The organism is Caloranaerobacter sp. TR13, assembly GCF_001316435.1.
GTDB lineage: Bacteria > Bacillota > Clostridia > Tissierellales > Thermohalobacteraceae > Caloranaerobacter.
This window is the reverse complement of the sequence record NZ_JXLL01000001.1, coordinates 392,333-419,142: the sequence shown is the minus strand read 5'-3', so window position 1 is coordinate 419,142 and position 26,810 is coordinate 392,333. Positions and strand designations below refer to the sequence as shown.

General features: G+C 26.1%; 32 protein-coding genes. 2 read left to right on the top strand and 30 right to left on the bottom strand.

What is annotated here, in order from left to right; genetic code table 11:
* Nucleotides 1-2 precede the first annotated feature (2 nt).
* Together TR13x_RS11100 and TR13x_RS02035 are read right to left on the bottom strand one after the other, a co-directional pair.
* On the bottom strand, nucleotides 3-152 hold the full coding sequence (locus tag TR13x_RS11100; RefSeq protein WP_161802921.1) for a hypothetical protein: 150 nt from the start codon (nucleotides 150-152) through the stop codon (nucleotides 3-5).
* A 178-nt stretch (nucleotides 153-330) separates the two neighbouring features.
* On the bottom strand, nucleotides 331-1,104 hold the full coding sequence (locus tag TR13x_RS02035; protein ID WP_054870210.1) for a hypothetical protein: 774 nt from the start codon (nucleotides 1,102-1,104) through the stop codon (nucleotides 331-333).
* A gap of 298 nt (nucleotides 1,105-1,402) precedes the next feature.
* On the opposite strand from TR13x_RS02035, the gene TR13x_RS02030 reads away from it, so the two are divergent.
* On the top strand, nucleotides 1,403-2,440 hold the full coding sequence (locus TR13x_RS02030; protein ID WP_054870209.1) for a TrkA family potassium uptake protein: 1,038 nt from the start codon (nucleotides 1,403-1,405) through the stop codon (nucleotides 2,438-2,440).
* 26 nt (nucleotides 2,441-2,466) lie between these two features.
* On the opposite strand, the gene TR13x_RS02025 is transcribed toward TR13x_RS02030, so the two are convergent.
* The 15 genes from TR13x_RS02025 to surE all read right to left on the bottom strand — a co-directional run bounded on the left by TR13x_RS02025 (nucleotide 2,467) and on the right by surE (nucleotide 14,728).
* On the bottom strand, nucleotides 2,467-3,954 hold the full coding sequence (locus TR13x_RS02025; protein WP_054870208.1) for a PLP-dependent aminotransferase family protein: 1,488 nt from the start codon (nucleotides 3,952-3,954) through the stop codon (nucleotides 2,467-2,469).
* Nucleotides 3,955-4,036: 82 nt separating this feature from the next.
* Nucleotides 4,037-4,630 (bottom strand): MerR family transcriptional regulator, encoded by a 594-nt coding sequence (locus TR13x_RS02020; RefSeq protein ID WP_054870207.1) that lies wholly within the window; start codon nucleotides 4,628-4,630, stop codon nucleotides 4,037-4,039.
* Between the two features lie 139 nt (nucleotides 4,631-4,769).
* The gene (locus tag TR13x_RS02015; protein WP_054870206.1) at nucleotides 4,770-5,540 is read right to left on the bottom strand and encodes a protein-glutamate O-methyltransferase CheR; all 771 of its coding nucleotides are present in this window, start codon (nucleotides 5,538-5,540) and stop codon (nucleotides 4,770-4,772) included.
* Nucleotides 5,541-5,721: 181 nt separating this feature from the next.
* Complete coding sequence (gene ispH / locus TR13x_RS02010; RefSeq protein WP_054870205.1) at nucleotides 5,722-6,567, bottom strand: 4-hydroxy-3-methylbut-2-enyl diphosphate reductase; 846 nt, start codon at nucleotides 6,565-6,567, stop codon at nucleotides 5,722-5,724.
* Between the two features lie 18 nt (nucleotides 6,568-6,585).
* Nucleotides 6,586-7,161 carry a 1-acyl-sn-glycerol-3-phosphate acyltransferase gene (locus TR13x_RS02005; RefSeq protein ID WP_054870204.1) on the bottom strand — a complete coding sequence of 192 codons (576 nt, stop codon included), beginning with the start codon at nucleotides 7,159-7,161 and terminating at the stop codon, nucleotides 6,586-6,588.
* Nucleotides 7,162-7,164: 3 nt separating this feature from the next.
* Nucleotides 7,165-7,821, bottom strand: a complete 657-nt coding sequence (gene cmk, locus TR13x_RS02000; protein WP_054870203.1) for a (d)CMP kinase — start codon at nucleotides 7,819-7,821, stop codon at nucleotides 7,165-7,167.
* A gap of 31 nt (nucleotides 7,822-7,852) precedes the next feature.
* A complete protein-coding gene (aroH, locus tag TR13x_RS01995; protein ID WP_054870202.1) occupies nucleotides 7,853-8,212 on the bottom strand; it encodes a chorismate mutase in 360 nt (119 codons plus the stop codon).
* Between the two features lie 63 nt (nucleotides 8,213-8,275).
* Nucleotides 8,276-9,499, bottom strand: coding sequence for an NAD(P)/FAD-dependent oxidoreductase (locus tag TR13x_RS01990; protein WP_054870201.1), 1,224 nt, complete (start codon nucleotides 9,497-9,499; stop codon nucleotides 8,276-8,278).
* A gap of 1 nt (nucleotide 9,500) precedes the next feature.
* Nucleotides 9,501-10,109 carry a histidine phosphatase family protein gene (locus TR13x_RS01985; protein WP_054870200.1) on the bottom strand — a complete coding sequence of 203 codons (609 nt, stop codon included), beginning with the start codon at nucleotides 10,107-10,109 and terminating at the stop codon, nucleotides 9,501-9,503.
* A 119-nt stretch (nucleotides 10,110-10,228) separates the two neighbouring features.
* A complete protein-coding gene (locus TR13x_RS01980) occupies nucleotides 10,229-11,110 on the bottom strand; it encodes a MurR/RpiR family transcriptional regulator (RefSeq protein WP_054870199.1) in 882 nt (293 codons plus the stop codon).
* A gap of 11 nt (nucleotides 11,111-11,121) precedes the next feature.
* Nucleotides 11,122-11,661, bottom strand: a complete 540-nt coding sequence (locus TR13x_RS01975; protein ID WP_054870198.1) for a 2-oxoacid:acceptor oxidoreductase family protein — start codon at nucleotides 11,659-11,661, stop codon at nucleotides 11,122-11,124.
* 1 nt (nucleotide 11,662) lies between these two features.
* Nucleotides 11,663-12,484 carry a 2-oxoacid:ferredoxin oxidoreductase subunit beta gene (locus TR13x_RS01970; RefSeq protein ID WP_054870197.1) on the bottom strand — a complete coding sequence of 274 codons (822 nt, stop codon included), beginning with the start codon at nucleotides 12,482-12,484 and terminating at the stop codon, nucleotides 11,663-11,665.
* A 3-nt stretch (nucleotides 12,485-12,487) separates the two neighbouring features.
* Complete coding sequence (locus TR13x_RS01965; RefSeq protein ID WP_200905802.1) at nucleotides 12,488-13,621, bottom strand: 2-oxoacid:acceptor oxidoreductase subunit alpha; 1,134 nt, start codon at nucleotides 13,619-13,621, stop codon at nucleotides 12,488-12,490.
* Nucleotides 13,605-13,826 (bottom strand): 4Fe-4S binding protein, encoded by a 222-nt coding sequence (locus tag TR13x_RS01960; protein ID WP_054870195.1) that lies wholly within the window; start codon nucleotides 13,824-13,826, stop codon nucleotides 13,605-13,607. Before TR13x_RS01960 ends, TR13x_RS01965 begins: the two co-directional genes overlap by 17 nt.
* Nucleotides 13,827-13,963: 137 nt before the next feature.
* Nucleotides 13,964-14,728: a 5'/3'-nucleotidase SurE gene (surE, locus tag TR13x_RS01955; RefSeq protein ID WP_054870194.1), complete on the bottom strand. Its 765-nt coding sequence runs from the start codon at nucleotides 14,726-14,728 to the stop codon at nucleotides 13,964-13,966.
* A gap of 72 nt (nucleotides 14,729-14,800) precedes the next feature.
* On the opposite strand from surE, the gene TR13x_RS01950 reads away from it, so the two are divergent.
* Complete coding sequence (locus TR13x_RS01950; protein WP_369813259.1) at nucleotides 14,801-15,448, top strand: hypothetical protein; 648 nt, start codon at nucleotides 14,801-14,803, stop codon at nucleotides 15,446-15,448.
* Nucleotides 15,449-15,455: 7 nt separating this feature from the next.
* Here TR13x_RS01950 and TR13x_RS01945 read toward each other — a convergent pair whose 3' ends face one another.
* From TR13x_RS01945 to TR13x_RS01885, 13 genes are all read right to left on the bottom strand, one after another.
* The gene (locus tag TR13x_RS01945) at nucleotides 15,456-16,853 is read right to left on the bottom strand and encodes an oxaloacetate decarboxylase subunit alpha (RefSeq protein WP_054870192.1); all 1,398 of its coding nucleotides are present in this window, start codon (nucleotides 16,851-16,853) and stop codon (nucleotides 15,456-15,458) included.
* An 11-nt stretch (nucleotides 16,854-16,864) separates the two neighbouring features.
* Nucleotides 16,865-17,437, bottom strand: a complete 573-nt coding sequence (locus TR13x_RS01940; RefSeq protein WP_054870191.1) for a class I SAM-dependent methyltransferase — start codon at nucleotides 17,435-17,437, stop codon at nucleotides 16,865-16,867.
* A gap of 1 nt (nucleotide 17,438) precedes the next feature.
* A complete protein-coding gene (locus tag TR13x_RS01935) occupies nucleotides 17,439-17,882 on the bottom strand; it encodes a GNAT family N-acetyltransferase (RefSeq protein WP_054870190.1) in 444 nt (147 codons plus the stop codon).
* Between the two features lie 94 nt (nucleotides 17,883-17,976).
* Nucleotides 17,977-18,684, bottom strand: a complete 708-nt coding sequence (locus TR13x_RS01930; RefSeq protein ID WP_082394747.1) for a pseudouridine synthase — start codon at nucleotides 18,682-18,684, stop codon at nucleotides 17,977-17,979.
* A 77-nt stretch (nucleotides 18,685-18,761) separates the two neighbouring features.
* Nucleotides 18,762-20,042, bottom strand: coding sequence for an FAD-dependent oxidoreductase (locus TR13x_RS01925; RefSeq protein WP_054870189.1), 1,281 nt, complete (start codon nucleotides 20,040-20,042; stop codon nucleotides 18,762-18,764).
* Nucleotides 20,035-21,006, bottom strand: a complete 972-nt coding sequence (locus TR13x_RS01920; protein ID WP_054870188.1) for a sulfide/dihydroorotate dehydrogenase-like FAD/NAD-binding protein — start codon at nucleotides 21,004-21,006, stop codon at nucleotides 20,035-20,037. The genes TR13x_RS01925 and TR13x_RS01920 overlap by 8 nt, the downstream gene beginning before the upstream one ends.
* A 103-nt stretch (nucleotides 21,007-21,109) precedes the next feature.
* Nucleotides 21,110-22,222: a D-alanyl-D-alanine carboxypeptidase family protein gene (locus tag TR13x_RS01915; RefSeq protein WP_054870187.1), complete on the bottom strand. Its 1,113-nt coding sequence runs from the start codon at nucleotides 22,220-22,222 to the stop codon at nucleotides 21,110-21,112.
* A gap of 78 nt (nucleotides 22,223-22,300) precedes the next feature.
* Nucleotides 22,301-22,735, bottom strand: a complete 435-nt coding sequence (ytfJ, locus tag TR13x_RS01910) for a GerW family sporulation protein (RefSeq protein ID WP_054870186.1) — start codon at nucleotides 22,733-22,735, stop codon at nucleotides 22,301-22,303.
* 13 nt (nucleotides 22,736-22,748) lie between these two features.
* Nucleotides 22,749-23,357, bottom strand: a complete 609-nt coding sequence (locus TR13x_RS01905; protein ID WP_054870185.1) for a hypothetical protein — start codon at nucleotides 23,355-23,357, stop codon at nucleotides 22,749-22,751.
* A gap of 159 nt (nucleotides 23,358-23,516) precedes the next feature.
* Complete coding sequence (gene scpB, locus TR13x_RS01900; protein ID WP_054870184.1) at nucleotides 23,517-24,053, bottom strand: SMC-Scp complex subunit ScpB; 537 nt, start codon at nucleotides 24,051-24,053, stop codon at nucleotides 23,517-23,519.
* Between the two features lie 28 nt (nucleotides 24,054-24,081).
* The gene (locus TR13x_RS01895; protein WP_054870183.1) at nucleotides 24,082-24,816 is read right to left on the bottom strand and encodes a ScpA family protein; all 735 of its coding nucleotides are present in this window, start codon (nucleotides 24,814-24,816) and stop codon (nucleotides 24,082-24,084) included.
* Nucleotides 24,817-24,843: 27 nt separating this feature from the next.
* Nucleotides 24,844-25,464 (bottom strand): site-2 protease family protein, encoded by a 621-nt coding sequence (locus tag TR13x_RS01890; RefSeq protein ID WP_054870182.1) that lies wholly within the window; start codon nucleotides 25,462-25,464, stop codon nucleotides 24,844-24,846.
* The gene (locus TR13x_RS01885) at nucleotides 25,451-26,770 is read right to left on the bottom strand and encodes a CCA tRNA nucleotidyltransferase (protein ID WP_054870181.1); all 1,320 of its coding nucleotides are present in this window, start codon (nucleotides 26,768-26,770) and stop codon (nucleotides 25,451-25,453) included. Before TR13x_RS01885 ends, TR13x_RS01890 begins: the two co-directional genes overlap by 14 nt.
* Between the last annotated feature and the right edge of the window lie 40 nt (nucleotides 26,771-26,810).

Sequence of the window (26,810 nt, the reverse complement as noted above, 5' to 3'; positions counted from 1 at the left end):
TTTTAATATTCTTGTCTTAAAGTTCTCTCATAAATCTCACATTTATCCATATTGCAATAACCGTCAATGTTGTGTATGCATGTAATAGCACCACATTTTTTTAGTCTACTAGTTTGCAATGATTTAAGATTCTTTATAGTACCTCTATTCATTTATCAAACCCCCTCTTTTAATATCCTAGTCTTATTATAACACTATAATTATTTTATGTCAAGTTAATTTTCAGAAAAATGCATATACAAACGCGCGATACTGCATTGAATGTTTAAAAATATCTAAATATTTTTAAAATATGCAATTATACTAATTGTATAATTCAAAAAACTATTTTTAGTCTAAGAAATCATCTATATTATAATCTATACCATCTATTTTATTTATAACTTGTAAGATTTTCTTTTTTAATAGACTTTCATTCTTAGTAAAAATAATATTTTGATTAGAAGAATTAAGACTTAATATAATACTTATTCTATTATTTTCTTCAAAGATTTTAATTATCCCTTTTTCATAAAGTTTAATATTTGCAAAAACTAAAGTAGGATAATTTAACAGATTTATTTCATCAATTATTTCAGTATTTAAATTTTGATATTCATATTTAACAAATCCTGCTATTATATATATGAGTTTTAAAAGAGTTTCTTCTTCATAATAGTAGTTATTAAAATTATTGAAATAAATTGATTCATAAATATATTTCTTTATCTTTTGTTTCGGCAATATCCAAACAATATTAGTCTTCTTATCTATAATTGGTGTTTTATATTGGAAAAATATATCTATAAAATTTGTTGTTAAAGTAATATCTTCAAAAGGTATTTTTAGTTCATATAAGTTTACTCTTTTCAGTAACAATTTATAAATAATATAGTTATAGGCTAAAAGTAAGAGTAGATATTTATCATTATCATAAGATTCATATCTAACTTTATAATAAGTATTTGAATTTATAGGTAAAGGAATAATTTTATTCATAAAGTAAGAAACTTCAGCAAAACTTAATACTTTTCTTCTAATAGGATCTCTATTGTTTAAATATAATTTTTTGAATTCAATTAACTCTTCGGGCAATTTTATTATATTTAATTTATTACTATTCATATATAAACCTCCTTATAATTATTTTTAAAAATATATAATGAATTTATTTTAAATATATTTACATACTATTGAATATTATGGGTGCTATATATTACCAGGGAAATGTAAAAATTTCTAAAAATTGCTACAAAATTCAATAAATAATTACTAAATAAGATTAAATTTAACATTATTATTAAATATATTAAGGAAATAATATTATACAAAGAAATTTGAACGAAATTTAAGGCTAAAAAAAGTTAATTAATAAGATTCTAATTGAAGTTTAATAAAATATCTTTATTATGTTGTTAAAGGGGTGGTAGAAATTACTAACTTAACTATATATATTAGAAAACTCCATATTTCACTTAGAGCAACAAAAGTTTATAAAGCAATTTTATTAGTAATATTTTTTATAGTAATTAGTTCGGTTTTATTTTATTTAATAGAAAATAATAAGAACCCAAATATCAATTCTTTATGGGATGCATTATGGTGGGGATTTGTAACAAGTACAACAGTTGGTTACGGGGACATTTATCCAACAACCCAATTTGGTCGTATAATAGCTATTTCATTAATGATTATAGGGATTGGTTCTTTTGGTTTTTCTACCGCTTCAATAGCTTCTGTGTTTGTAGAAAGAAACTTAAAAAAGGGGATGGGTTTATTGGATGTAAACTTCAGTAATCATATAGTTATTTTTGGTTGGAATTATCAAGCAAAATCTATTATTGAAGAGTTATTAAGAGAGGATGAAAAATTAAAAATTGTTTTAGTGGCTAATATTTCCCATAATCCATATGATAATAATAATGTTTTCTATATAAAAGGGGATCCTACAACAGATAACGTTTTAGAAAGAGCTAATATTAAACATGCTAAATCAGCAATTGTACTAGCAGATAGAAGTTTAGAAAATAGTGAAATGATAGATGCAAGATCTGTACTAATAAGTTTAGCTATAAGTAAAATTAATCCCAATATTCACTTAGTGTCAGAAGTTATTGATCAAAAAAACTTGATACATTTTAAGCGTGCCAATGTTAATGAAACTATAATTAGTACACAATTTGAGAGTAAAATCATGATGAGATGTGCATTATATAAAGGTGTTAGTAAAGCTATAAAAGAGTTACTTACTAATTCTTATGGAAATGAAATTTATGAGGTAATTGTTGATAAAGAATATATAGGAAAAACCTATGAGAGAATTGCTATTGAATTTTTAAACAAAGGGGCAACTCTCATAGGTATATATAGAGATAATAAAGTTTTTTTGAACCCTAGTAAAACTACAATATTAAAGGAAAAAGATAATTTAATATATATTGCAGAAGATAAAATTATTTAACTTTTGCTTATATAGTTTTAATATAATTATAAATGAGTTAGAGGATTGAAATGATATTTATTAATATCTGATTTATTAAAGAGGTCATTTATTATTTCGGAAAGTCGACTAATACCGGCTTCTATTATAGATTCATTGACTGATGCAATACTAATTCTAAAAGAATTACTTTTGACTTTATTAGCATAAAATATTGAACCAGGGGTTATAAGAATACCTTTTTTAAAACATAGTTCATGTAGTTCATCGCTTAAATAACCATGTGGTAATGAAAGCCAGAAATTAAGACCACCTTCAGGAATAGAATAACTAACCTGTTTAGGTATATAATTTGATAAACTTTTAACCATCAGATCAAATCTCTTTTTGTATATTTTATTAATTTCATTAATGTGCTTTTTAAATAAACCCATTTTAATATATAGGTCTAAAACTCTTTGCATAAGACCAGATGTAGATATGTCAGATATATGTTTTGCTACAAGTATTTCATTCTGTATCGAAATAGGTATTATCATAAACCCTAATCTTAATCCAGGCATGAAAGTTTTAGAAAAACTTTTAATATAAATAACTCTATTGTTTTTATCTAGTGATTTTAATGTTTCTGGATATTTATTGTTAAACGAAATGTCATTTAGGTAGTCGTCTTCAACTACTAAAGTTTCATATTTATTAGCTAATTCTAGTAACTTTATTTTTTTTAATTTTGAATAAGTATAACCTGTTGGATTTTGAAAATTAGGCATAACATAAATAAACTTAGGTCTAAAGTTTCTAAGTTTGTCTTCTAAATAATTCAAATCTATACCATCTTTTTTAATGGGAATTTCTATAATTTTTGCTGCTCTTGATTTAAAAGCTGCAATAGCTCCTGTGTAAGTTGGACTTTCTGTAAAAACTATATCGCCATAATCTATTAGTGCTTTAGAAAGAATATCTATTCCCTGTTGAGCTCCAGATATGATCTGTATGTTACTAGTATCACAATTAATTGTGTAATTAGACAAATAGTTTTTTATAGTTTCTCTTAAGGGATAGTATCCTTGACTTTCTTGATATTTAAAAGCATTTCCTTTATCTCTATCTAAAACCAAGTTAATGACGTATTTAAAATCTTCAACAGGAAAAAGATCATTTGTTGGAGTTGTATTTGAAAAATCAATAATATTTTCAGAATTATATATATAATGATTTATTTTTTCTTTATTTAGAGTATACAAATATTGCTTGTAGTCAACTTCTATGTCCATATCATAATTTATTATGTTAACAAAAGTACCACTTCCTACTTTTTTATATACTAGGTTTTCTTTTTGAAGTAAATTGTAAGCATTAACAATGGTTACATTATTTACGTTTAATTCATCAGCAAATTTTCTTATAGGAGGTAATTTTGTATGAGGTTTCAAAGTACCATCTAAAATTAATTTTTTTATTTTGCTGTATAATTGTATATATAGATGCTGGTCTGAGTTTTTATCTAATTGAAACTTAATTTTTTCAATGTTCATATTTATCCTCCATAGAAGTAATATTGTTTCCATACATTATAATTCTACCAAATTGCTGTATTTTATTCAAAATAAGTAATTTCTATTTTATTTTAAATATCCTTTTAAAAATACTTTTATTAGCTTCTTTTTCGCGTTTGAGTTTTTCTTTTAATTCTGCAACCTCATATGACTTTTCTTTTAATTTCATTTTTAATTTAGCATTTTCACAAATTAACACATCATGTTCTTTATTTTTAATTTCATGTTTTAATTGTTCAATTTCTGTTTTTAATTCTTTTAAAGCTTCTATATTATTAATATAATTTTGATTTAGAGTTTCCTGAATTTTTTCTATTAAACTATTTTGAAATTCAGTAATAAAGTTTTTTCCGTTACTTATATCATTTAATTGAAAAGCCACTGAAGTGATTGCAGTTTCGTTATGGTTATTTACGATAATCTCTTCAGGTGAATTTAAGATAAGCTTAATTTGCTTATTTGTAAAACCTTTGTTTTGTAATTCTTTTATATAATTAATTTTTTCTATTTCTTTGTATGTATAATATCTATGATTAGATTTATTTCTTGGTATATTTAGTTTGAACTCTTTTTCATAGAATCTAAGTACATGTTGAGGATATCCAGTTATTTCTGAAACTTCGGAAATAGAATATTTACTCTTAGTATCTATCATTTCCCACTCCTCCTCTAATAAATTATAATTGATTTATTCTTCAATTTTGAAATAAATCCTTCTTAAATAATATAAAAATAAATAACAAAGTTTAAAATAGAAAGCACAACTAGACATTATATCTAGTTGTGCTTATAGTCTACAATTTACTATAGAAAAAAGATTTTATTGGTTTTAAATTATATTTATCTGGTAAAATTATATGTTCAGTGTTACCGACAAAGAATATACCATCATCAGTAAGTGCTTCATGAAATTTTTTATAAAGCTTTGTTTTTGCCTCTTCAGTAAAATAGATCATAACATTTCTGCACAAAATCAAATGAGATCCTTTAGGAAAACTATCACTTAATAGGTTAAGCTTTTTAAAATCAACACATTGTTTGATTTTATCATCTATTTTATATGTATTCCCAATTTTTATGAAAAATTTGTTTTTAAATTCATCTGGTACGTTTTTTAAGCTTTTTTCATCATAAATCCCAATTTTCGCTCTTTGAATTGCACTTTCATCAATATCTGTAGCTAATATATTTATTTCTTTTAAAGGGAAAAATTTTGTTAATAGCATTACTAAAGAATAAGGTTCTTCTCCTGTAGAACATGCACTGCTCCAAACTTTTATCTTACCATTATTTTTAATTAGTCTTGGTATAATATCTTTTTCTAGAACATGCCATTGAGTGGGATTTCTAAAAAACTCTGAAACATTTATAGTAAGAAAGTTAAGAAGTTCATTTAGAAGTTTATTATTTTTCTTAATACCTACTAAATAATCATCAAAATCAGAAAAATTATTTCTCTTTAACAAAGAACTAAGTCTTCTCTTCATTTGTTTCTCTTTATAACAATTTAAATCGATACCAGTTATTTTATAAAAATCTTTTTTAAAAATTTCGTACTTATCCATTTCAGACCCCTTTGCTAAAAAAATTAATCAATGTAATTCTATCACATTAAAAAAAATGTGGCAATATGCCACATTATGAATGTAAAGGGGGTCTTGATATTAATGAGGTTCATTAGATATTATTATCATTTATAAAATATTTATGCATGTAAGATCTAATAGTTTTAATAGATAATTAATTTTATGATTTATTAAACATATTATTTAAATAATTTATAATATTTTCAATAATCCAATCAGGTGTGGAAGCACCAGCGGTAATCCCAATTCTTTTAATATTTCTAAGCTTATCAACAGGTAATTCATCTAAAGTTTCTATATGATACACATTGTGACAATATTTTTTACTTATTTCTGCTAATTTACGGGTATTAGAACTATGGTGGCCACCAATTACAATCATAGCATTTACTTTTTTAGCAATTTCCTTTGTTGATTCTTGTCTTAGGTTTGTTGCATTACATATAGTATTAAAAATCTTTACTGATTTACCTTTCTCTTGTACTAATCGAGATAGCTTTTGAAATTTTTCTAAAGTCATTGTTGTTTGAGATACTATACATAATTTATCAGTGAGAGGAACTTTGTTTATATCATTTTCAGAATTTACAATTATTGCTTGATTGTTGCACCAACCATTAATTCCTATAACTTCTGGATGTTTTGAGTCGCCAATTATAACAATAGTGTAACCATTGTTAAAGAATTCATTTGCTTTTTGTTGCACATTTCTTACAAAAGGGCATGTACAATCAATCAATTCTAATCCAACATTTTTTGCATATGAATAAACATCTAAAGGGACTCCATGTGACCTGATTATTACTTTCCCTTTGTTAACATCTTTAATATTATTAATTATTATCAAACCTTTGCTTTTAAGTAAATTAATAACTTGTTCATTATGTATAATTGGACCTAATGAAAAAACATTAGATTTATTTTCATTTAATGTATGTAATGTGGTTTTAACTGCTTTTTCAACTCCAAAACAAAAACCAGAGTTTTTGGCAATCAGTAAATCCATTATATCTCTCCTATCAGATTATTTTAATGCATAAATCCTTTTTAAAATGTTTTGACTAATTTTCTTGTAATCATCAATATTTAGTTTTTGGTCATAAAATTCTTCAAAAGAAATCGGTTCACCTATAATGACTTTAACTTTAGAAAATAATTTGTAATTAGCATCTATGTAAATTGGCAATACATTACATTTGCTTTTGATTGCAATCATAGCAACTCCAGGTTTTGCATTTTCTATATTTTCACTTTTAACTCTAGTACCTTCTAAGAATATACCTAAAACATTGCCTTCATTTAACACTTTCAAAGACTTTTTTATTGCAGAAATATCTCCCTTCCTTCTGTCAACTGGAAAGGCTCCTAATTTAGTAATTATCTTATTTAAAATTTTATTTTTAAATAATTCTTTTTTTGCCATAAAATATATTTTTCTAGGAGATATTATACCTACCAAAATAGGATCTAACAAACTTATATGATTGGAACAAATAATTAATTTATTATCTGTGAAATTATGCTTTCCAGTAACTTCAATTCTAAAGAAAGCATTCATAAATAAAGATAATGTCTTCTTTGCAAAGTTATAAAAAGACATATTTTACATTCCTTTCTTTATAATATTTAATATTTCATTAACACATTCTTTAATAGTTCTTTTTGTAGTATCAATTAAAATAGCATCTTCACTTTTAATTAAAGGTGAAAATTCTCTATTTTTATCAATTTCATCTCTTTGTTTTATTTCTTCTTTGACTTGTTCAAAAGAAATATTAACATTCTTAGCAATAAGCTCTTTATATCTTCTATAACTTCTTTCGTCAACAGAGGCAGTTACATAAAATTTGAAATCAGCATCAGGTAAGACATAACTTCCAATATCTCTTCCGTCCATAACTACGCTTTTATTACTAGCTATTTTTCTTTGGATTTCAACTAGTTTTACTCTAATTTCTTTTATTTTAGCAATTTTAGAAACATTCCTACTAACTTCATTATTTCTTATTTCATTATCTACTATTTTTCCATCTAAATAAATATGATTATTATAATAATCAATATCAGTGTTATCTAATAAGGAAATTAATGAAGCTCTATCATTAAAATCTATTTTATTTTTCAAGGCTTTTAAAGTCAAAGCTCTATACATTGCTCCTGTATCTATATAATTTATATTTAATTCTTTTGCAATAATTTTAGCTATAGTACTTTTACCTGCACCTGCTGGACCATCTATTGCAATTACAATTTTATTCATTTTATACCTCCTTATAATTATAAAAAAGGAATTAATTCAAATCAGGTCTAAGTATACTTGCTTTTTCTAAATAAATATGCTTAATAGAAGATTGTTCTAAATTACTTTTAAAAAATAAAAGTACTCTTATACATTTATTCAAACTATTTTCAACATCCATTTCCTGAAAACACATTAATCCACAATTATTAAGCCCTAATTCTCTAGCAGCTATAGCTGGATATGCCTTGTTTAAATCTTTAGTAGCTGAAAATAAAATACTAATTACATCCGATTTATTAATATTATTTTGCCTTATTATTTCTTTTAAAAGTTTTTTTGTGCAATTAACAATGTCTTCTTTTGTATTATTATTAACTGTAATAGCTCCTCGAATTGCTACTATAGACATAATATCCCCGCTTCCTTTTTATTATATATTATAACAGAATTCTGCTCAATAAATTTTATATAATTAACAATTTAGACCTGCTAAATAACCTGTAGATAATGCTATTTGTATATTGAACCCACCAGTTAAAGCATCTACATCAATTATTTCACCTGCAAAAAAGAGACCTTTTACTAATTTAGATTCCATAGTTGATGGATTTATTTCTTTTGTAGATATTCCACCAGATGTTACAATTGCTTGTTCAATACTTTTTAATCCATTATAGTTTAAATCAAGCTTTTTAAAACTATTTATTATCTTATATCTTTCATCTTTAGTCACATTGTTTGTTTTTTTATCAAATGGAATATTTAAATTATCCAATAAGTAAACTATGATTTTTTTAGGTAATATTTCACAAAGAGTATTACAGATATTTTTTTGTTGATTTTTTAAAAATAAGGATTTAATTAATTTTTCTAAACTTTGGTAGTTATAATCTGGCAAAAAATCTATTTCCAATTTTATCTTGTTGATTGAGTATCTATTAATATAACTACTTAATGAGAGAGCTGCAGGACCAGAGATACCAAAATGTGTAAAAACTACTTCGCCAGTTTGTTCATGTAGTTTTTTATTGTTTAAATAGGCTGTTAGTTTTGTATTGTTCAAAGATATACCTTGTAATTTTTTTAGTTTTTCATCTTTTAGCTTTATTGGTGCTAAAGCAGGTTTAGGTTCAATAATTGTATGACCAAATTTTTTTGCAAAAATATATCCATCACCTGTTGAACCGGTTTTTGGATAAGACTTACCACCAGTTGCTAGAATAACTTTATTAAAAGTCATAGATTTTTTATTGTTTATATGAAGCGTAAAAGTACCATTTTTATTTAATGTTATAACATTAACCTTAGTATTTTTAAGTACAGATACTTTATTAAATAATAAATACTTGTTAAAGGCATTTATTATATCAATTGCTTTATTTGATTTTGGAAAACATCTATTATCTTTTTCTACTTTAATTTTAACTCCGAAGTATTCAAGTAAATTTATAGTATCAGTATTCGTAAAAGTATAGAATGCACTATACATAAAATTTTTATTGTTAACAATATTTTTGATAAAGTTTTCAATATCACAGTTATTTGTAATATTGCATCTACCATTCCCTGTAATAAGAAGTTTCTTGCCTATATTAGAGTTCTTTTCAAACAAAATAACTTTTTTACCTTGTTTAGAAGCAGTTCCTGCAGCTAAAATGCCAGCAGGGCCACCTCCAATTACTGCTACTGTATCCATTTTAGTCCTCCTTTAAATGACAAGTATCATTTAATAGTCTAATTATTGGAACTGTATTATGATACTCTATTATAGTAATACTTGTATTGTCTATTTTTATATTATTAAATTTAGCCAAATCAATATCTAAAATACCTAAAATTAACGCTTTAATTGCAGTACTATGGGATACAATTAAAATATTTTGATAGTTAGAATGTAGTACTTTATTAATAACTTTTTTCATTCTTTCTTGCACTTCTATTAATTTTTCAGCTCCTGGTAAGCTAAACTTATGGGGTTTGGTTCTCCAAATTATATATTCCTTATTAAAATCTTTTTTGATTTGAGTTAATGTTAAACCTTGCCAATTTCCAAAACAAATTTCTCTTAAGTTTTTATCAATAATAATATTAGTTTTTATAATATCAGATATTATTTTAGCTGTTTGATAAGATCTTTTTAAATCACTAGTATAAATTACATCTATTTTTTCTTTAGAAAGTTTTATTGCAAGTTTTTTAGCTTGATTTATACCAATTTCATTTAATTTAATATCTTTTTGCCCTTGTACTTTACCTATTATATTCCAATTTGTTTGACCATGTCTAGTTATTATAATTTTTTTCATAGAATCAACCTTTCAAATACTATATTATGAAGTAATGATATTTTTATTTATCATTTATGATAAGATTAATTTTGATATACTAATACAACTAAAAGCTGGCTTCTGCCAGCTAATATTTTTTAAAATAAATCTTTTCTATCTTTACTATCATATACATTATATTCATCCCAAAGTCTTTCTAATTTTTGAAAATATTGAGTTATTTCATTTTTTTCTCTCATTCCAATTGCAATTATAAGTGCATTTATTAAACTAAGTGGAGCTACTAAAGAATCTACAAAAGAAATCATATTGCTTTTTGCTATTAATGTATAATCAGCTATTCCTGATATCGGTGAAAGAAAACTATCTGTTATTCCTATAATTTTACATTCTTGTTCTTTTACATAATTCAATGCTTCTAGTGTCCTCCTAGAGTACCTAGGATAACTAATACCTATTACAACATCATCCTTATTTACCCTTAATAATTGTTCAAATATATCACTTATACCATAAGTTACAACTTTTACATTATCTAAAATTAAACTGAGATAAAAACCTAAATAATTCGCCAGAGTTGTTGAACTTCTTAAACCTATTATATAAACTCTTTTAGCATTATAAATACAATCTACAACTTTTTCAAATTCTTCATTGCTTATTTCTTCTATAGTGCTTCTTATATTATCCATGTCTGCTTTTAATATTTTTTTTAATAAAGTACTATTGTCCGAATAATTATTTGACATACTTAATCTCTGTACTGTTGTAAGTTTGTTTTTAATTAATTCTTGTAAAGCTCTTTGTAAGCTCGGATAACCAGAAAAACCTAAAGCATTAGCAAATCTTACAACAGTTGATTCGCTGACCCCTACCATTTCTCCTAATTTTGATGCAGTCATAAAAGCTGCTTTATCGTAATGATTTAATATATATTCAGCTATTAATTTTTGACCTTTACTTAATCTAGGAAAATTAATTTGTATCAAAGTAATTAAATCTTTATTTTTTTCCTCCATACCATCATTCCCTATTTTAAATTATTAACTAAACTTAAGCCTTCTTCAAAAGCTCTTTTATTTAGCTCTTCTGTGCCTCTAGGAACTCTTGCTAATATCGCTTTTTTTAATGAATCTACTGAAACTGCATTAGTAATACCATTTATAACTCCCAAAGCAACTATATTAGAAACCATTTTATTACCTAGTATTTCTGAAGCAGTTCGTAAAATAGGATACTTATAAATGTTTATATTATTTTTGTATTTAATTTCAACATTTTCATCTACTATAAGTATACCATTATCTTTTAAATTATCTATATATTTATCACAAGCAGCTTGTGTTAATGCTAATAGTACATCACTTTTTCTTACTTTAGGGTAATTTATATCGTTATCACTAATTATTACTTCAGATTTACTTGCTCCTCCTCTAGCTTCAGGTCCGTATGACTGAGTTTGTACTGCATTTTTGTTATCTCTTAAAGCTGCTTCAGCTAATATAATACCTGCTAAAATTAAACCCTGTCCTCCTGCTCCACTTAATCTAAACTCAACTTTCTTAGACATACTATCTCTCCTTTTGGAAACTATTTATAATTTTTTTGTACTCATCAGTATATTCAGGTTCAACAGATTTATATAGTTCGCCAATAAGAAATTTTCCTTTTAACTGTTCATCATTTAGAGCTCTTGCAGCTTTTACGTTAACTGCATTGTCTTTCAAGAATTTCATCATATTAACAGCATTTCCCTTTTTATTTTTTCTACCATAATAAGTAGGACATACACTTACTGTTTCTATAAAAGAAAAACCTTTATTTTGCATACCAGCTTTAACTAATTTATTTATTAATTTTGCATGATATGCAGTAGACCTACCAACATAAGTAGCTCCAGCAGCCTTCGCTAATTCACATAAGTCAAAATTTTTATCGATATTTCCATATGGAGCTGTTGTACCTTTCTCTCCTTGTGGTGTAGTTGGTGAATATTGTCCTCCTGTCATTCCGTATATATTATTATTAAAAACAATTGTAGTAATATCTATATTTCTTCTTGCTGCATGGATTAAATGATTACCACCAATTGCAGTACAATCTCCATCACCTGTTATAACAATTACCTTTAAGTTTGGATTAGCCATTTTTATACCTGTTGCAAAAGCTAAGGCTCTACCGTGAGTTGTATGAAGCGTGTTGAAGTCTAAGTAGCCAGGAGCTCTTGAAGAACATCCTATACCTGAAACTACACAAACTTCATCTTTACTATAACCAAGTTCATCTATTGCTTCTACAACTGATCTTAGAATTATCCCATGTCCACAACCTGGACACCAAATATGAGGTAATCTATTATATCTAAAATATTTTTTTATAAGTTCGCTAGACACAGTTTAAACCTCCTTAATTTTATCCAAAATTTCATCAGGAGTAATTAATTCCCCATTAACTCTACCATAACTTTTAATACTACAATTTTTACTAGCAATTCTTTCTATCTCATAAACATATTGCCCTAAATTCATCTCTACAACTATTATAGTTTTAACTCTCTTAGAAAGTTTTTCAATTATTTTATCAGCAGCAGGCCAAATTGTAATAGGTCTAAACAACCCAACTTTAATTCCCTCATCTCTTGCCATATCAATTGCACTCTTAGCTGATCTAGCAGTACTTCCATATGCAACTATTGCAATTTCAGCATCTTCCAAATTATATTCTTCATATAAAATTATATCTTCCTTATTAACTTCTATTTTATCAATTAATCTTCTAATTAATTTTTCTGCTACAACAGGACTATTGCTTGGAAAACCTGTTTCATCATGTACCAAACCTGTAACATGAAAACGATATCCTTCTCCATAAGAAGCCATTGCTGGTACTAAATCACTATCATCTGTCTCATAAGGTTTATAATCTTCTATATTAACTTTTGGTTTTTTTCTATTTATTATCTCTATTTCATCCTTACTTGGTATTTCTATCTTTTCTCTCATATGCGCAATCACTTCATCTAATAACAACACTACAGGTACTCTGTATCTTTCAGATAAATTAAATGCTTTTACAGTTAAATCAAAAGTTTCACGTACAGAAGATGGTGTTAAAGCAATAATCGGATGATCTCCATGTGTCCCCCATCTTGCTTGCATTACATCTCCTTGAGCAGGTGATGTAGGTAGCCCTGTACTAGGTCCTCCCCTTTGCACATTTACAATTACACATGGAACTTCTGCAATGGAAGCATATCCTATATTTTCTTGTTTTAAAGAGAAACCAGGCCCACTAGTTGCTGTCATTGATTTTAAGCCAGTTAGTGATGCACCTATTATAGCAGCCATACTAGCTATTTCATCTTCCATTTGTATAAATTTACCACCAACTCTAGGTAATTTTTGTGCTGAAAACTCAGCTATTTCTGTAGAAGGAGTTATAGGATAACCTGCAAAAAATCTCATACCTGCAGCTATTGCTCCCTCAACACATGCTTCATTTCCTTGCATTAACTTAACTTTTTTTTCCATTATCTTTACCCCCTAAAAATATTGCATAATCGGGACACCTTAATTCACACAAGCCGCATTTTGTACAAACATCTAAATTAATTATTTCAACCTTTCCTTTGTTTATTGTTAAAACTTCTTTTGGACAAAATTCTACGCAAATTCCACATCCTTTACACCACTCTTTTTTTATAATAAGCTCTTTATTTGTTATAGATGTGGGCATTTTAAAACCCCCTTTTTACTTTTTCTCATCTTTATAATAGCAAAATAAATACTGTATTGCAATTTATTTTTCATTTTCTTAATTATTTTTATAGATTTTGCAAGTTTTATTTCATTTTATGCAAAATTAATAAAATATTAGATTTTAAATTTCCAACTCTTTAATTCATCTATATAATAATAAGCAGTTAAATCGAAATGTAATGGAGTTATGGAAATGTAACCTTCTTCTATAGCTACTATATCACTTGTATCTTTGTTTTCGATTTCTATTAATTCTCCAGATAACCAATAATAATTTTTACCTTTTGGATCTGTTCTTTTTATATAATTATTGTTATATTTTCTTATTCCTAACTCAGTAATTTTAATACCTTTAATTTTTTCTAAAAGTAATGAAGGTATATTTATATTTAAAATAATATTTTGTGGTAAATCTTTTTTAATTAAATTTTTTATAATTTTGCAAGAAATTTCTGCTATACTTTCATAATTTATTTTTGCATTAAAAAAACAAGCAGAAATTGCAACAGAAGGTATGCTATGTATAGCACCTTCAATTGCAGCTGAAACTGTACCTGAGTAAATTACATCTGTACCTAAATTAGGACCATTGTTTATTCCTGATACTATCAAATCTGGTTTTTTATTCATAATTGATTCAACTGCTATTTTAACACAATCACTAGGTGTTCCATTTATAGCCCATGTTTCTATATTAGGTATTATATTTTCAACTTTTTCTACTCTTAGAGGTGTATGTATTGTTATTGCATGACCAATAGCACTTCTTTCTCTATCTGGTGCTACTACAATGACTTCAGCGATTTCAGAAAGCTTAATTGATATTTCTTTTATACCATTTGCAAAAATTCCATCATCATTTGTAACTAATATTTTCAATTGTTTACCTCCTTTCTAATATTATTTTCACATATGTAAATAATAATATTATTAGTCATTGTTAATTGAGGAGTGATAATTTTGATACAAATTGATGATGCAGGTAGTGGAAGTCTTGTTGGAGGGACTTGTATTGGAGCTATGAGAGTTGAAACTAGTGAATTTTATTATGATATCATACCTATTAAATACTATTCAAAAGAAAATTTTAAAAATAAATATTATTTAGAACATGTGGTAACCATAGTTAAAGATTTATTCAAAAAATTAAATGTCGATAAAAATGAAAAAATTCTTGTATGCAGAGGTTATATGTTTGATAACCTTAGAAAATGGTTGAGTAACAAAAATTATAATTATGAAAGTGTAAGTATAGGTGAACCTTTACAAACTAAAATTGAAACTACTTTTGAAGAATATATGATCCAACTTGGGCTTCCTATGGCATTTATTAGATATACAAAGTACCCATTCCATTTTCATAAAATACTTAAATGGGTATATGCAGATTATGAAAATAGATATCACCTATGCAAAACAGGTTGGAAAAGTTGGGAAAAATATGGAAACCTCCAAACTGAGGTCTCCATACAATTCTTAAATAAATCCAATTTTGTTTGCTTAAAATGTGGTAAGAGTATTCCGAGTAATTCTGTTGTAAAAGTAATTAAATATACAAGTAACAAACCAACAACTATTTACCTTCATAAGGATTGTTAATACCTATTTATATTGGATATGTTTTTTCTTCTATATCTAATAATGTATTATCTATTTTATATTTATATATTTGTCTGTACTGGAAGAATTTGATAGCGATTTGTGGGAATAAAGCATATGTTAGAACATCTTCTTCTTGTTCTATGTATTCTTTAATCTCATTTTTTAATTTTTCTAGCTTTGGTTGTAATAAATCAGCTGGTCTACCTTCATAAACATCTGTTTCTCCAATTATTTTCTTTTTCACTTCGTTAGCTATAGGTATCGTAGGCCTTCCATATAACCCTTTTACGTAATTCTTTATTTCAGATGGTACCATTTTATATCTTTCGCCTAAAATAACATTAAATACTGCTTGAGTACCTACCATTTGACTCATTGGTGTAACTAATGGAGGATAACCTAAGTCTTCTCTTACTCTAGGTACTTCTTCTAAAACTTTTTCAAATTTATCTAAAGAACCTTGTTGCTCTAATTGTGAAACTAAATTTGATAACATTCCGCCTGGCACCTGATATGCTAGTGTTTTGGCGTTCACTCCTAAAACTTTAGGATTAAGTAAGCCTTCTTTTAGATATTTGTCTCTAATAGGTTTAAAATATTCAGCTATCTCATTTAATATATTTAAGTCAAGTCCTGTATCATATGGAGTATCTTTTAAAGATGCAACCATAGATTCAGTTGCAGGTTGACTTGTCCCCATTGCAAAAGGTGAAATTGCAGTATCAATTATATCTACACCTGCTTCAATTGCTTTTAGATATGTTAAGTCAGCTATCCCACTAGTAAAGTGAGAGTGTAATTCTATTGGTAAGTTTACTTTTTCCTTTATTCTTGTTATCAACTCTTCAGCTACATATGGTAACAATATTCCTGACATATCTTTAATACATATAGAGTCAGCTCCAATCTCTTCCATCTCTTTAGCTTTTTTAACATAATAGTCTATGTCATGTACAGGACTTATAGTAAATGATATTGCTGTTTGAGCATGTCCTCCAGCTTTTTTAGTTGCATTAACTGCAGTAATTAAATTTCTTACATCATTTAAAGCGTCAAAAATTCTTACTATGTCTATACCATTATATATTGATTTTTTAACAAATTCTTCAACTATGTCATCTGGATAATGTTTATAACCCAATAAATTCTGTCCTCTTAAAAGCATTTGCAGCTTAGTGTTTTTTATTACTTTCCTAATTTTCCTTAATCTTTCCCAAGGGTCTTCATTTAGGAATCTTAAACATGCATCAAAAGTAGCTCCACCCCAAACTTCTAATGCATGAAAACCTACTTTGTCAAGTTTCTCTGCAATAGGTAACATCTCTTCAGTTTTCATTCTTGTAGCTATTAATGATTGATGAGCATCTCTAAATATAGTTTCTGTAATTTTTACTTTACTCATTAAACAACCTCCTATAAGTTTTTTTCAATAGCAATAATCAAAGGTGGATTATTTATTTGATTAATAAATTCAAACTTAATAACTGTATACTTTTTTTGATTTAATTCTCTAACATATTGTTCTATGATATTTTTTTCAATTTTACCCATTTCATGACCATGATATATTACTAAGACTATGATACCGTTTTCCTTTAAAATATCTAGGGACTTCTTTAGTGCTTTAATTGTAGAATTCGGCTTTGTTGTTATTTCATGGTCACCACCTGGAAGATATCCCAAGTTAAAAATCACTAGATCTATCTTTTCTTTTACATACCTATCTATATTCTCATGACTATCTTTTATAAGTATTACTCTTTCGGTTAACGTAGATTCTATTAGTTTAGCCTTTGTATTTTCTATAGCTTTACTTTGTATATCAAATCCATATACTTTACCAGTTTTCCCAACTAATTTTGCTAAAAAAACAGTATCATAACCATTTCCTATTGTAGCATCAATAACAATATCTCCTTCTTTTACTCTTTCTTCTACTATTCTTTTTGCTATATCTGTAGCTTTAGTAAAGTATTTTCTACTCATTTCAACATCTCCTTCTTGTTTTACAGCTATTTTTAAAAAACTCTTCAGTATTACAAACTATTAACTTTTCTGTAATAATATTGTACATATTTAACATTTCTATTTCAGTTATATCCGCTAATTTAAAGCCTTTTTTTATTAAATATAAATCTTCATAAGGATAGTAAACTTTTTTAATAGAATTTAAATCACAAAAATTTAATATAGCCCTTAATAAAGAATCCCCTAAGTTTTCTCCTCTTCTATCTGAATCTATTATTAGATAATTTAGTAGTCCAAAATTTTTAACAACTGTTATTTTTGCAACACCAATAAGCTCTTCATTTTCCTCCATAATATATATAATCTGGTCTAATTCCTTTTCTTCTTCAAATCCATTTTTCAATAGTAGTTTATTTACTTCTATTAATTCCTCTTTTTTATTTATTTTTTTTGCAGATATCATTTTTTACCTCCAACAATTAAATATTAAACAATTTTATTATATCAAATATTTTTGTATTTTAAAGAAAAAAGTCATTATGACGAAGTCATAATGACTAAAGTTCCTTTAAATATTGAATTTCTTCTTTACTTAAATAACGCCAATCTCCCTTCTTTAAATTTCCTAATTTAATATTACCAATAGCAATTCTTTTTAAGTTTATTACAGGGTGATTTATTTTCTTACACATCTTTCTAATCTGTCTATTCTTTCCTTCATGTATTGTTATTTTTACAATAGAATAATCATTATACATTTTTATCACTTTTATTTTCGCTTTTGATGTTACGTAATTATCAATTTTTAATCCATTTCTAAACTCCTTTAACTCTCTTTCAGTTGGAACTCCTTTGATTTTAGCAATATAAACTTTTTCAATCTCATGCTTAGGATGAGTTAATTTGTATGTTAAATCTCCATCATTTGTAAGAATTAGTAATCCTGAAGTATCATAATCTAATCTTCCAATCGGATATATCCTTTCATTGATACTCTTTACCAAATCGAGAACAGTAGGTCGATTAAATTGGTCCTTAACAGTTGTAATATAACCTTCTGGTTTATTAAGTGCAATATAAATATTATTCTCTTTTTTTATAATTGGCTTTTTATCAACTAATACTATATCAACATTAGGGTTTATTTTATAACCTAACTCTTCTATTACTTTACCATTAACTCTTACTCTGCCCTGTAAAATTAGCATTTCAGATTTTCTTCTAGATGCAACTCCACACATAGCCAAATACTTCTGCAACCTCAAATTAACCTTCTCCTTTTCTTTAGTTTTTTTAAGATATAAAAAATTATTTCTTTTAACTTTTTCCTTTTAATAAAATATCATAAAAGTTTCTCTTCGTAAATATTTAATAAATCTAGCCTTTGTACTCTTCTTCTTATTTCTATTTTGTCTACTGTATATAAATCTTTTTCTTTCATTCTTTCAAAATATTCAGAACCTGCAAATGTATATCTTTTTTTAAGTCCTTCTTTTGTTCTTATTTGCTCATTTGCATACGCAATTAAATCACCTATTGCTAAATTTCTTGGTAATTCAAGCAAAGGCATTCCTAAACTTAACCTTACACTATTATGCCCTGCTAAAGAACCTGTAACTATTGCTTCTGTATGACCAACAAACAATCCTGATTTTTCTCCTGCGCATAATAAGTTATCTATACCTATAACTTTCATTGCATTATTTCTAGGAGCAATTGATAAGTATCTTATAGAATTACCTTTGCCTCCTGAGTAAGGATCCTCATACCTAGCATTTTCTAAACCTTTTATCTTTCTTAATTTTTCTAATGGATAATATGGAGTCATTAACTTTGCATGTCCTGTGTCAAGCAGTATAATGTTTTCTGCAAAATCCTTAAGTGCATATTGCTGACAAACTTTTAAATCTAATTTATCAAAATTAATATCTTCTTTTGGAATAGGTAATATAACAACCCCTTCTTTGTTTAATTTTTCCCTGATTTCTTCGCTAAGCGATTCCTTATTAAGTTTACATGAACCACTAAAAGCTCCATACGATTCATCTCCTCTTTGACCTAGTATATCTTCTACACCTGCTCTTTTACTTACACTTATTCTTGGACCAAATGATGGACATCTTAAAATACACATTGAACAACCATTTCCATATTTTAAACAATTACCCATAGGTCCTGTTGAACCTGTTGTTTCTATAAATATATCACCTGAAATAGTTGTGTCATCCGATAAAACTACACTTTTAATAGATTTATTATCCATTTCAACATCAATAACTCTTTTTTGTAATAATATTTCAATTCCAATTTCTTTTAATAATCTTCTTACCATGGGTTCAACTTTAGTTACATCATATAAAGTTGCATGTTTATGTCCAGGAAAATTAACATTAACATGTCTTGCAGCTTTATCTGTTATATTGAATAACTCTTGACCTCCTAAATAAATATTTTCTTCAGTAGCCGTATATCTACCGTTATTTCTCATAATGCCTCCAACATTACCTAAACCAAGTAGCATATCAGTTTTTTCAATTAAAATTACATCTCCACCTGCTTTTTTAGCTATAACTGCTGCTGCACAACCAGACCAACCCCCACCAATTACTACAATTTTAGCCAAGCATATTCCTCCTTTCAACTGTCTTTTTAACGTCCATTTGAGTTTTACATGTCTTTATTAATTCACCATTTTGTGTAAAAGTTGTACAACTACCACAAATACCTTCTCCACAGCAAAACTTTTCATTATTCGTAATAACAAGCTTTGAAATACAATTATTTTTCTCTAATATCTTAAGAATATGTTTTTGTAATAAGTTTGAACCACCAATATAAATAAGGTCATATTTTTTTTCAGCCAGAATATTATTAATTAATAATTTACCTTCATTTTTCATTAAATCAGTTTCAGTATAGTTTACTTTAAAATTTTTTAAGTACTTTGATAAAAATATTTCATCAATTTTACCTTTATCTAAAATTACTTTTAAATTGCAACCATTTCTATTAAGTTTCCTAATAACTGCTAAAGTAGGCGCCTGAGCTATTCCTCTTGCTAAAATTAAGCAATTTTTATTTCGCGTACTTTTAATATATTTAATACCTATCAAACCATTCCAAAATGGTCCTCTAACAAGTACTTCATTATTTAATTTTTTTAACATTTTTGTTTTAGCTCCTATCGTTTGATATGCTATATAGATGTATCCATTCATATCATCTGCATCCATAATCGACATAGGTACATCATAATAATGTGGCAATCTGATATCTCTCAAGAATACATAAGCTCCTGGTTCTTTTAATTGTCTAGAAAGCGTTCTAGATGTTTTTATTTTTAATATTGTTAAATTACTTTTGTATTCTATTTTTTCCTCTATCTTGCAAACAATTTCACTTCTCAAGTTCTTACTTTTATTACCATTCCAAACATACTCTTGATAAACACATACACCTCTCCAATTACAGTCACAAAACTCTTTGCCTTGTAAGTGAGAACATATTAAACAGTCATTTGTTTCCGCTAAATGACATGGACAAAATTCACTTCCAATATCTACGCATTCAATTCTATGTTGAATCAATTTTATCCCCCTTTACATTTAATCTATAATATTAAAATATTTAGCAAAACAGTTTTTTGTTACAAAAATAGCTTCTAGCTATTAACTAGAAGCTTAAAGCTAATTAGAAAATATTTTTTAAATACTCAGTTAGTTTTATAAGTATTGATTTTTCATTTACTTTATACTTAGCTACTAAATCATTAACTGCAAATAATTCGCCATTTAAATAAACTCTTATTTTCCCTATATTTTGATTTTTTTCTATGGGAGCATATATTTTTTCAGGAAGTTCAATGTTAATTCTTATATTTTTAATTTCATTATCTTTCAAAGGAATTATCAATTCTTTATTAGTAATTATAGGAACCTTTTTGCTATTTCCATTTACAACCTCAATATTTCTTATGAATTGACCTTTATTATAAATTACTTTAGGTTTAAATACACTAAAACCGTAATCCAATAGCTTATAACAATCATTAAACCACGAGTAGTCATCTAGTACTATCGCTACAAGTTGCATACCATTTCTAGTTGCACTTGCCACAAGACATCTTCCGGCTTTTTTTGTATATCCAGTTTTAACTCCATCGCCACCTTTATACTGCCATAGTGTTTTATTTTTATTATAAAAATATTTATTCTTATCTCTATTTGCAATCCAAACTTTTGATTTTACTATATCTCTAAATTCCTTTTTCTTTAATGCTTCTCTAGTTATCAATGCTAGATCGTAAGCTGTAGTATAATGATTTTCATCATGCAATCCGTGAGGATTAGTAAAATTTGTATTAATAGCACCTATCTCTCTAGCTTTTTTATTCATTAGTCTAATAAAATTATCTGATGTCCCACCAATATATTCAGCTATAGACATTGCTGCATCATTCCCAGACCTTAACATCAAACCATATAATAAATCTCTTAATCTTATACTTTCACCCTCTTTTAAATATATACTAGAGCCTTCAATCCCGACTGAACTTCTCTTTATTGTAACTAAATCATCTAAATTTCCATACTCTATAGCCAACAAAGCAGTCATAATTTTAGTTGTACTAGCCATTGGGAGTTTCATATTAGAATTATATGAAAATAATACTCTTCCAGTATTTACTTCAATTAAAATAGCACTCTTAGCATTTATTTGTATTTGCTCACAATACGAAGTACGAGAAATTAAGAGTATAAACGCTATAACTGTAATAAATAGTAATTTTCTGTATCCTTTCATTAATATCACTCCACTCATCTTCTCATATTATTGACGTATAAGATATTTAAGAAATAAGTTTAAGAGTAGAGATTTTCTCTACTCTTTTGTTTTATCTTCTGAATTCTTAGATTTATCTTTTCCTTTTATTATACTTTGTAAACTTTCTGTTACTTTAGGTATAAATTCTAATAAACTATTTAAAGTATTGACACCTTGATCTACAGATAGAAGTTTAATTTGGCCATTACCAACTACTATAAAAGCAACTGGTTGAACAGAAACTCCTGCTCCTGAACCTCCCATGAATGGTAATTTATCATTATCAGCTTTATCATCTCTTCCATTTTTATACTTACCTAATTTATATTCACCACCACCAGAAGTAAAACCTACAGATATTTTAGAAATTGGAATAATTACAGCGCCATCTGGAGATTCAACAGGGTCCCCAACAATTGTATTAACATCAACTATTTCCTTTAAACTTTCCATTGTTGTTTTCATTAATCCTTCAATTGGATGTTCTGACATCTAACTCACCACCTTAAAATACTTTAATCCCCTTTATTCCTGCAATAATAATATGTACTAACTTAACTTTAATTATGCAATTAAATACTATCTCAAATTTATTAGACTGGTATGAAGGACAAACTACAAATTTTATTTTTTTAATTTCTTTTTTATTTATTAAATAAAACAAAGCAAACGATTTAATTTGTAGTAATATGCCTGTTACTATTGCATCTAAAAAAACATCTGTTGTTCCAACATTGCTAATCCAAACTATCTTTTCTATTTCTAACTTTTCAATTATATAATTACTTAATTCTATTATATATTTTCTTTTTCTTTTATAATTTTCATAAATACTAACCAACTGCTTATATGTTATTATATTTTTTTCAATCAATATATCTTTTTCTTTTTGGCCAATTTCTATTTTATTTTTAACTCTCAAAGCTAATTTTCTATTATAGTTAATAAGTTTAGCCATCGGAATGCTAATTTGTATTTTAGATATTCCATATATGGGTGTTACTTTAATTTCTAAATTATTATTATTATTTTTTCTATAAAAGCCTATTTCTATACTTATGGGGGCATATAATAAAATTAAGATTAAAAGAATAAAAAATAATAATATTTCCACTATTTCACCTCTTAATATGATTTAGAATTATATTACTATTTTTTCCATTTTAAAAAAATCTATTAATTCTATTATTTATATCTTAAATTAAATAGTTGTTCTTTACATAAAAAAACTTCGGACTCAGCGCCCGAAGAATTCATTTATGCTTTCGTACTATCAAATATTTTCTAAATCTATTTCTGTTAGGTCTTTTAATTTCGGCAATTCATTAATCGATTTCAATCCAAACTGTAATAAAAAGTCATCTGTTGTGCCATATAAAATTGGTCTACCTGTTTTTTCTAATCTTCCTACTTCCTTTATAAGTTTCTTTTCAATTAAAGTATTAAGTGCTTTATCACATTTAACTCCACGTAAAGCTTCTATTTCTGTTTTTGTAATAGGTTGCTTATAAGCTATAATAGAAAGGGTTTCTAATGCTGCATTTGATAAACTTTTACTCGTTTTAGGTATATAAAGTTTAGAAATCCATTCATGATGTTCTGGCCTTGTACATAATTGATATTTATCATTGAATTGAATTATTTGTATACCTCTTCTATTATAATTAAACTCCTCTATCATTTCATTTATTATATTGAAAGTATCTTCTTTTGAAATACCTATAATAGAAGCAATATCTTTAAGAGAAAGGGGATCACCCCATGTAAATAATAAAGCTTCAATAATAGATTTTATTTCTCTTTTGTCCATCATTAACCTCCCTGAAAATACAAATGCTTTAGCACTTTAATGTTATATATATATTTCCAAAGTTTTTCTCTTGTTTTATAGCAATAATTTTTAATTTCATAAGTTCAAGGAGAGAGAGAAATGTAACAACTATATATATTCTAGACGAATTTTCATCAAAAAGATCTGTAAAATTAATAGATCTTTTTTTACTTAATAACTTTTTTATTTTTTTCATACTTTCTTCTATTGAAATTTCATCTCTCTTTATTTCATGTATTCTTATTTTATTAGTTTCTATATCCTTCCTTTTTACTATATTACAAAAAACTTTAAGTAAGTCTTCAATTTTTATATCTTCTAATTCTAACTTTTCATTTGATAAATCTAAATCTATCTCTTCTCTAGGTTTAAAAAAAAGTTTCTTTTGTAGTAGTTCTTTTTCTTTTAATTTGACAGCTGCTTCTTTAAACCTTTTATACTCAATTAATTTCTTAACTAAATCTTCTCTAGGATCTATTTCATCAATTTCGAGTTGCCTGCCTTTATCTTTTTTCTTAGGTAAAAGCATTTTTGATTTAATTTCCAATAAGGTAGCTGCCATTAATAGAAATTCACTCGTTATCTCAAGGTCTAAATCTTTCATTTTCTCTAAATATTCTAAGTATTGTTCAGTTATTTTTGATATTGGAATGTCTGTTATATCTACTTCATTTTTATCTATTAAATGTAACAATAAGTCTAAAGGACCCTCAAAAATTTCTAAAACCACATTATACTTCATAGCAAAAACTCCTACAAATTTTATTATTTACGAGATAATAATACTTAATAAATTAAACCAATAGTTTATTAATGGATTTAACACATTATCAATTGTATCTGTTAATAATAAAAATATCAATATTAAGTATAAATAATTCTCATATTTTATTAGAAAAGAACCAAATTTATCAGGAATGATACTATACAATATTTTTGATCCATCTAAAGGTGGTATTGGCAATAGATTAAATATACCTAGCACAACATTATACCATATTAATATCTTTATATAACTAAGAATTATATTGTTTAATATCAGTCCTCTGACAAACAACATAGCTAAAATAATAGTAAAAAACAAATTAACTAAAGGTCCTGCGATAGAAACAATAAAAATGCCTTTTTTCCTATTCTTAAAATTGTTGGGATTAATAGGGACAGGTTTTGCCCATCCAAATCCTACTGTTATAAGCAATATAAAGCCAATAAAATCTATATGATGTATAGGATTTAAAGTAAGTCTTTTACTCAACTTTGCTGTATTATCTCCTAATAAATAAGCAGCATAACCATGTGCTAATTCATGTAAAGTAATAGAGATTAACAAAGCAGGTAATATATAAATTTTATTTATAAAAGCAACCCATAAATTATTAATTATCGTCATTCACATCCCTACTTTCACTTTCTTTAATAATTTTATTTAATATTTCTAATTGTTCTTTCTTTTTATATGCCTTTTTTGTAATTATTTCAAATATCAATTGATCTTTAATTTGTTTATATAATGGACCTGGTTTTAAGTTATACTTTTTAATATCTTTACCTGATACAAAAAATTTTAATTTATTATAAATTACACTATACTCTTTTATTTTTTCAATAAAAATATTATTACTAAAATTTATTATGGCAAAGTATATTAATCCCTCGATATTTACTAAATCAATAATTTTATAAATCGTTACAACTGAAATTCTACTTCTATTTATAAGATTATTAATATAACTGTAATTATTCTTAACATTTACTATTGCTTTCCTAATTTTCTTCTTTATATTTAATTTTTGAAATAATTCTAATAAATAACTTAAATCTATATTATGAAATAAAATTAATAAATTAATCAGATCCATACTTTCACTTGTAATACTATAAATTTTTTTAAACAAAGACAAATCATTTTCAATTATACTAAAGTATTTCATTGTATTTTCATCAATATTACTTAAAAATGTATTTTTAAATAAATTATATGCATATAACATATGAATTCCTATATATTTTTGGTTTATTGATAATATTTTTAATATTTCTCGAAAAATTCTATCTTCATTAACAAATCTAATGTAACCTTTCTCTACTGAATTTAACAATGATATCCTAGTATCTTTTTCAATTTTAAATCCTAATTTACAAGCAAATCTTATAGCTCTAATCATTCTAGTAGGATCATCTATAAAGCTTCTATTGTGTAATATTCTAATTTTTTTGTTTTTCAAATCTTTTATTCCACCAACAAAATCTAATATTTCTAAATTAGGCAACTTTCTTACATCTACTAATAAGCAATTAATTGTAAAGTCTCTTCTTTTTATATCTTCTAATAAATTCCCCTTAAAAACTGTAGGTAAACTCCCAGGTTTTTCATAGACTTCTTTTCTTGCTGTTGTTAAATCTATATTTATACCTCTTTTTAATTCTATAGAACCTGATAGAAAGTTTTTATAATATCTTAATTCTCCACCTATTCTGGTATGTAATTTTTCTAAAAAATCTATCGCATCGTCTATCACAACAAAGTCTAAATCTTTACTTTTATATCCAAGTATAATATCGCGAACTTGTCCACCTACTAAATAAACTTCTTTATTATATTCTTTTGATATTTCACTCACAATAAATAATATATTTCTGACTTCGTTATTTATTGTATATTGATTTAAATTTTCTCTATAAATTTTTAATTTCATATAATCACCTAAAAAATATGCTAGATATATTTTACAACCA

Excerpts from the sequence above, each read along its gene's own strand:
- TR13x_RS11100 (WP_161802921.1), bottom strand. The coding sequence starts at position 152 with ATGAATAGAGGTACTATAAAGAATCTTAAATCATTGCAAACTAGTAGA.
- TR13x_RS02035 (WP_054870210.1), bottom strand. The coding sequence starts at position 1,104 with ATGAATAGTAATAAATTAAATATAATAAAATTGCCCGAAGAGTTAATT.
- TR13x_RS02025 (WP_054870208.1), bottom strand. The coding sequence starts at position 3,954 with ATGAACATTGAAAAAATTAAGTTTCAATTAGATAAAAACTCAGACCAG.
- TR13x_RS02020 (WP_054870207.1), bottom strand. The coding sequence starts at position 4,630 with ATGATAGATACTAAGAGTAAATATTCTATTTCCGAAGTTTCAGAAATA.
- TR13x_RS02015 (WP_054870206.1), bottom strand. The coding sequence starts at position 5,540 with ATGGATAAGTACGAAATTTTTAAAAAAGATTTTTATAAAATAACTGGT.
- ispH (WP_054870205.1), bottom strand. The coding sequence starts at position 6,567 with ATGGATTTACTGATTGCCAAAAACTCTGGTTTTTGTTTTGGAGTTGAA.
- TR13x_RS02005 (WP_054870204.1), bottom strand. The coding sequence starts at position 7,161 with ATGTCTTTTTATAACTTTGCAAAGAAGACATTATCTTTATTTATGAAT.
- cmk (WP_054870203.1), bottom strand. The coding sequence starts at position 7,821 with ATGAATAAAATTGTAATTGCAATAGATGGTCCAGCAGGTGCAGGTAAA.
- aroH (WP_054870202.1), bottom strand. The coding sequence starts at position 8,212 with ATGTCTATAGTAGCAATTCGAGGAGCTATTACAGTTAATAATAATACA.
- TR13x_RS01990 (WP_054870201.1), bottom strand. The coding sequence starts at position 9,499 with ATGGATACAGTAGCAGTAATTGGAGGTGGCCCTGCTGGCATTTTAGCT.
- TR13x_RS01985 (WP_054870200.1), bottom strand. The coding sequence starts at position 10,109 with ATGAAAAAAATTATAATAACTAGACATGGTCAAACAAATTGGAATATA.
- TR13x_RS01980 (WP_054870199.1), bottom strand. The coding sequence starts at position 11,110 with ATGGAGGAAAAAAATAAAGATTTAATTACTTTGATACAAATTAATTTT.
- TR13x_RS01975 (WP_054870198.1), bottom strand. The coding sequence starts at position 11,661 with ATGTCTAAGAAAGTTGAGTTTAGATTAAGTGGAGCAGGAGGACAGGGT.
- TR13x_RS01965 (WP_200905802.1), bottom strand. The coding sequence starts at position 13,621 with ATGGAAAAAAAAGTTAAGTTAATGCAAGGAAATGAAGCATGTGTTGAG.
- TR13x_RS01960 (WP_054870195.1), bottom strand. The coding sequence starts at position 13,826 with ATGCCCACATCTATAACAAATAAAGAGCTTATTATAAAAAAAGAGTGG.
- TR13x_RS01945 (WP_054870192.1), bottom strand. The coding sequence starts at position 16,853 with ATGAGTAAAGTAAAAATTACAGAAACTATATTTAGAGATGCTCATCAA.
- TR13x_RS01940 (WP_054870191.1), bottom strand. The coding sequence starts at position 17,437 with ATGAGTAGAAAATACTTTACTAAAGCTACAGATATAGCAAAAAGAATA.
- TR13x_RS01935 (WP_054870190.1), bottom strand. The coding sequence starts at position 17,882 with ATGATATCTGCAAAAAAAATAAATAAAAAAGAGGAATTAATAGAAGTA.
- TR13x_RS01915 (WP_054870187.1), bottom strand. The coding sequence starts at position 22,222 with ATGAAAGGATACAGAAAATTACTATTTATTACAGTTATAGCGTTTATA.
- ytfJ (WP_054870186.1), bottom strand. The coding sequence starts at position 22,735 with ATGTCAGAACATCCAATTGAAGGATTAATGAAAACAACAATGGAAAGT.
- scpB (WP_054870184.1), bottom strand. The coding sequence starts at position 24,053 with ATGGACAAAAGAGAAATAAAATCTATTATTGAAGCTTTATTATTTACA.
- TR13x_RS01895 (WP_054870183.1), bottom strand. The coding sequence starts at position 24,816 with ATGAAGTATAATGTGGTTTTAGAAATTTTTGAGGGTCCTTTAGACTTA.
- TR13x_RS01890 (WP_054870182.1), bottom strand. The coding sequence starts at position 25,464 with ATGACGATAATTAATAATTTATGGGTTGCTTTTATAAATAAAATTTAT.
- TR13x_RS01885 (WP_054870181.1), bottom strand. The coding sequence starts at position 26,770 with ATGAAATTAAAAATTTATAGAGAAAATTTAAATCAATATACAATAAAT.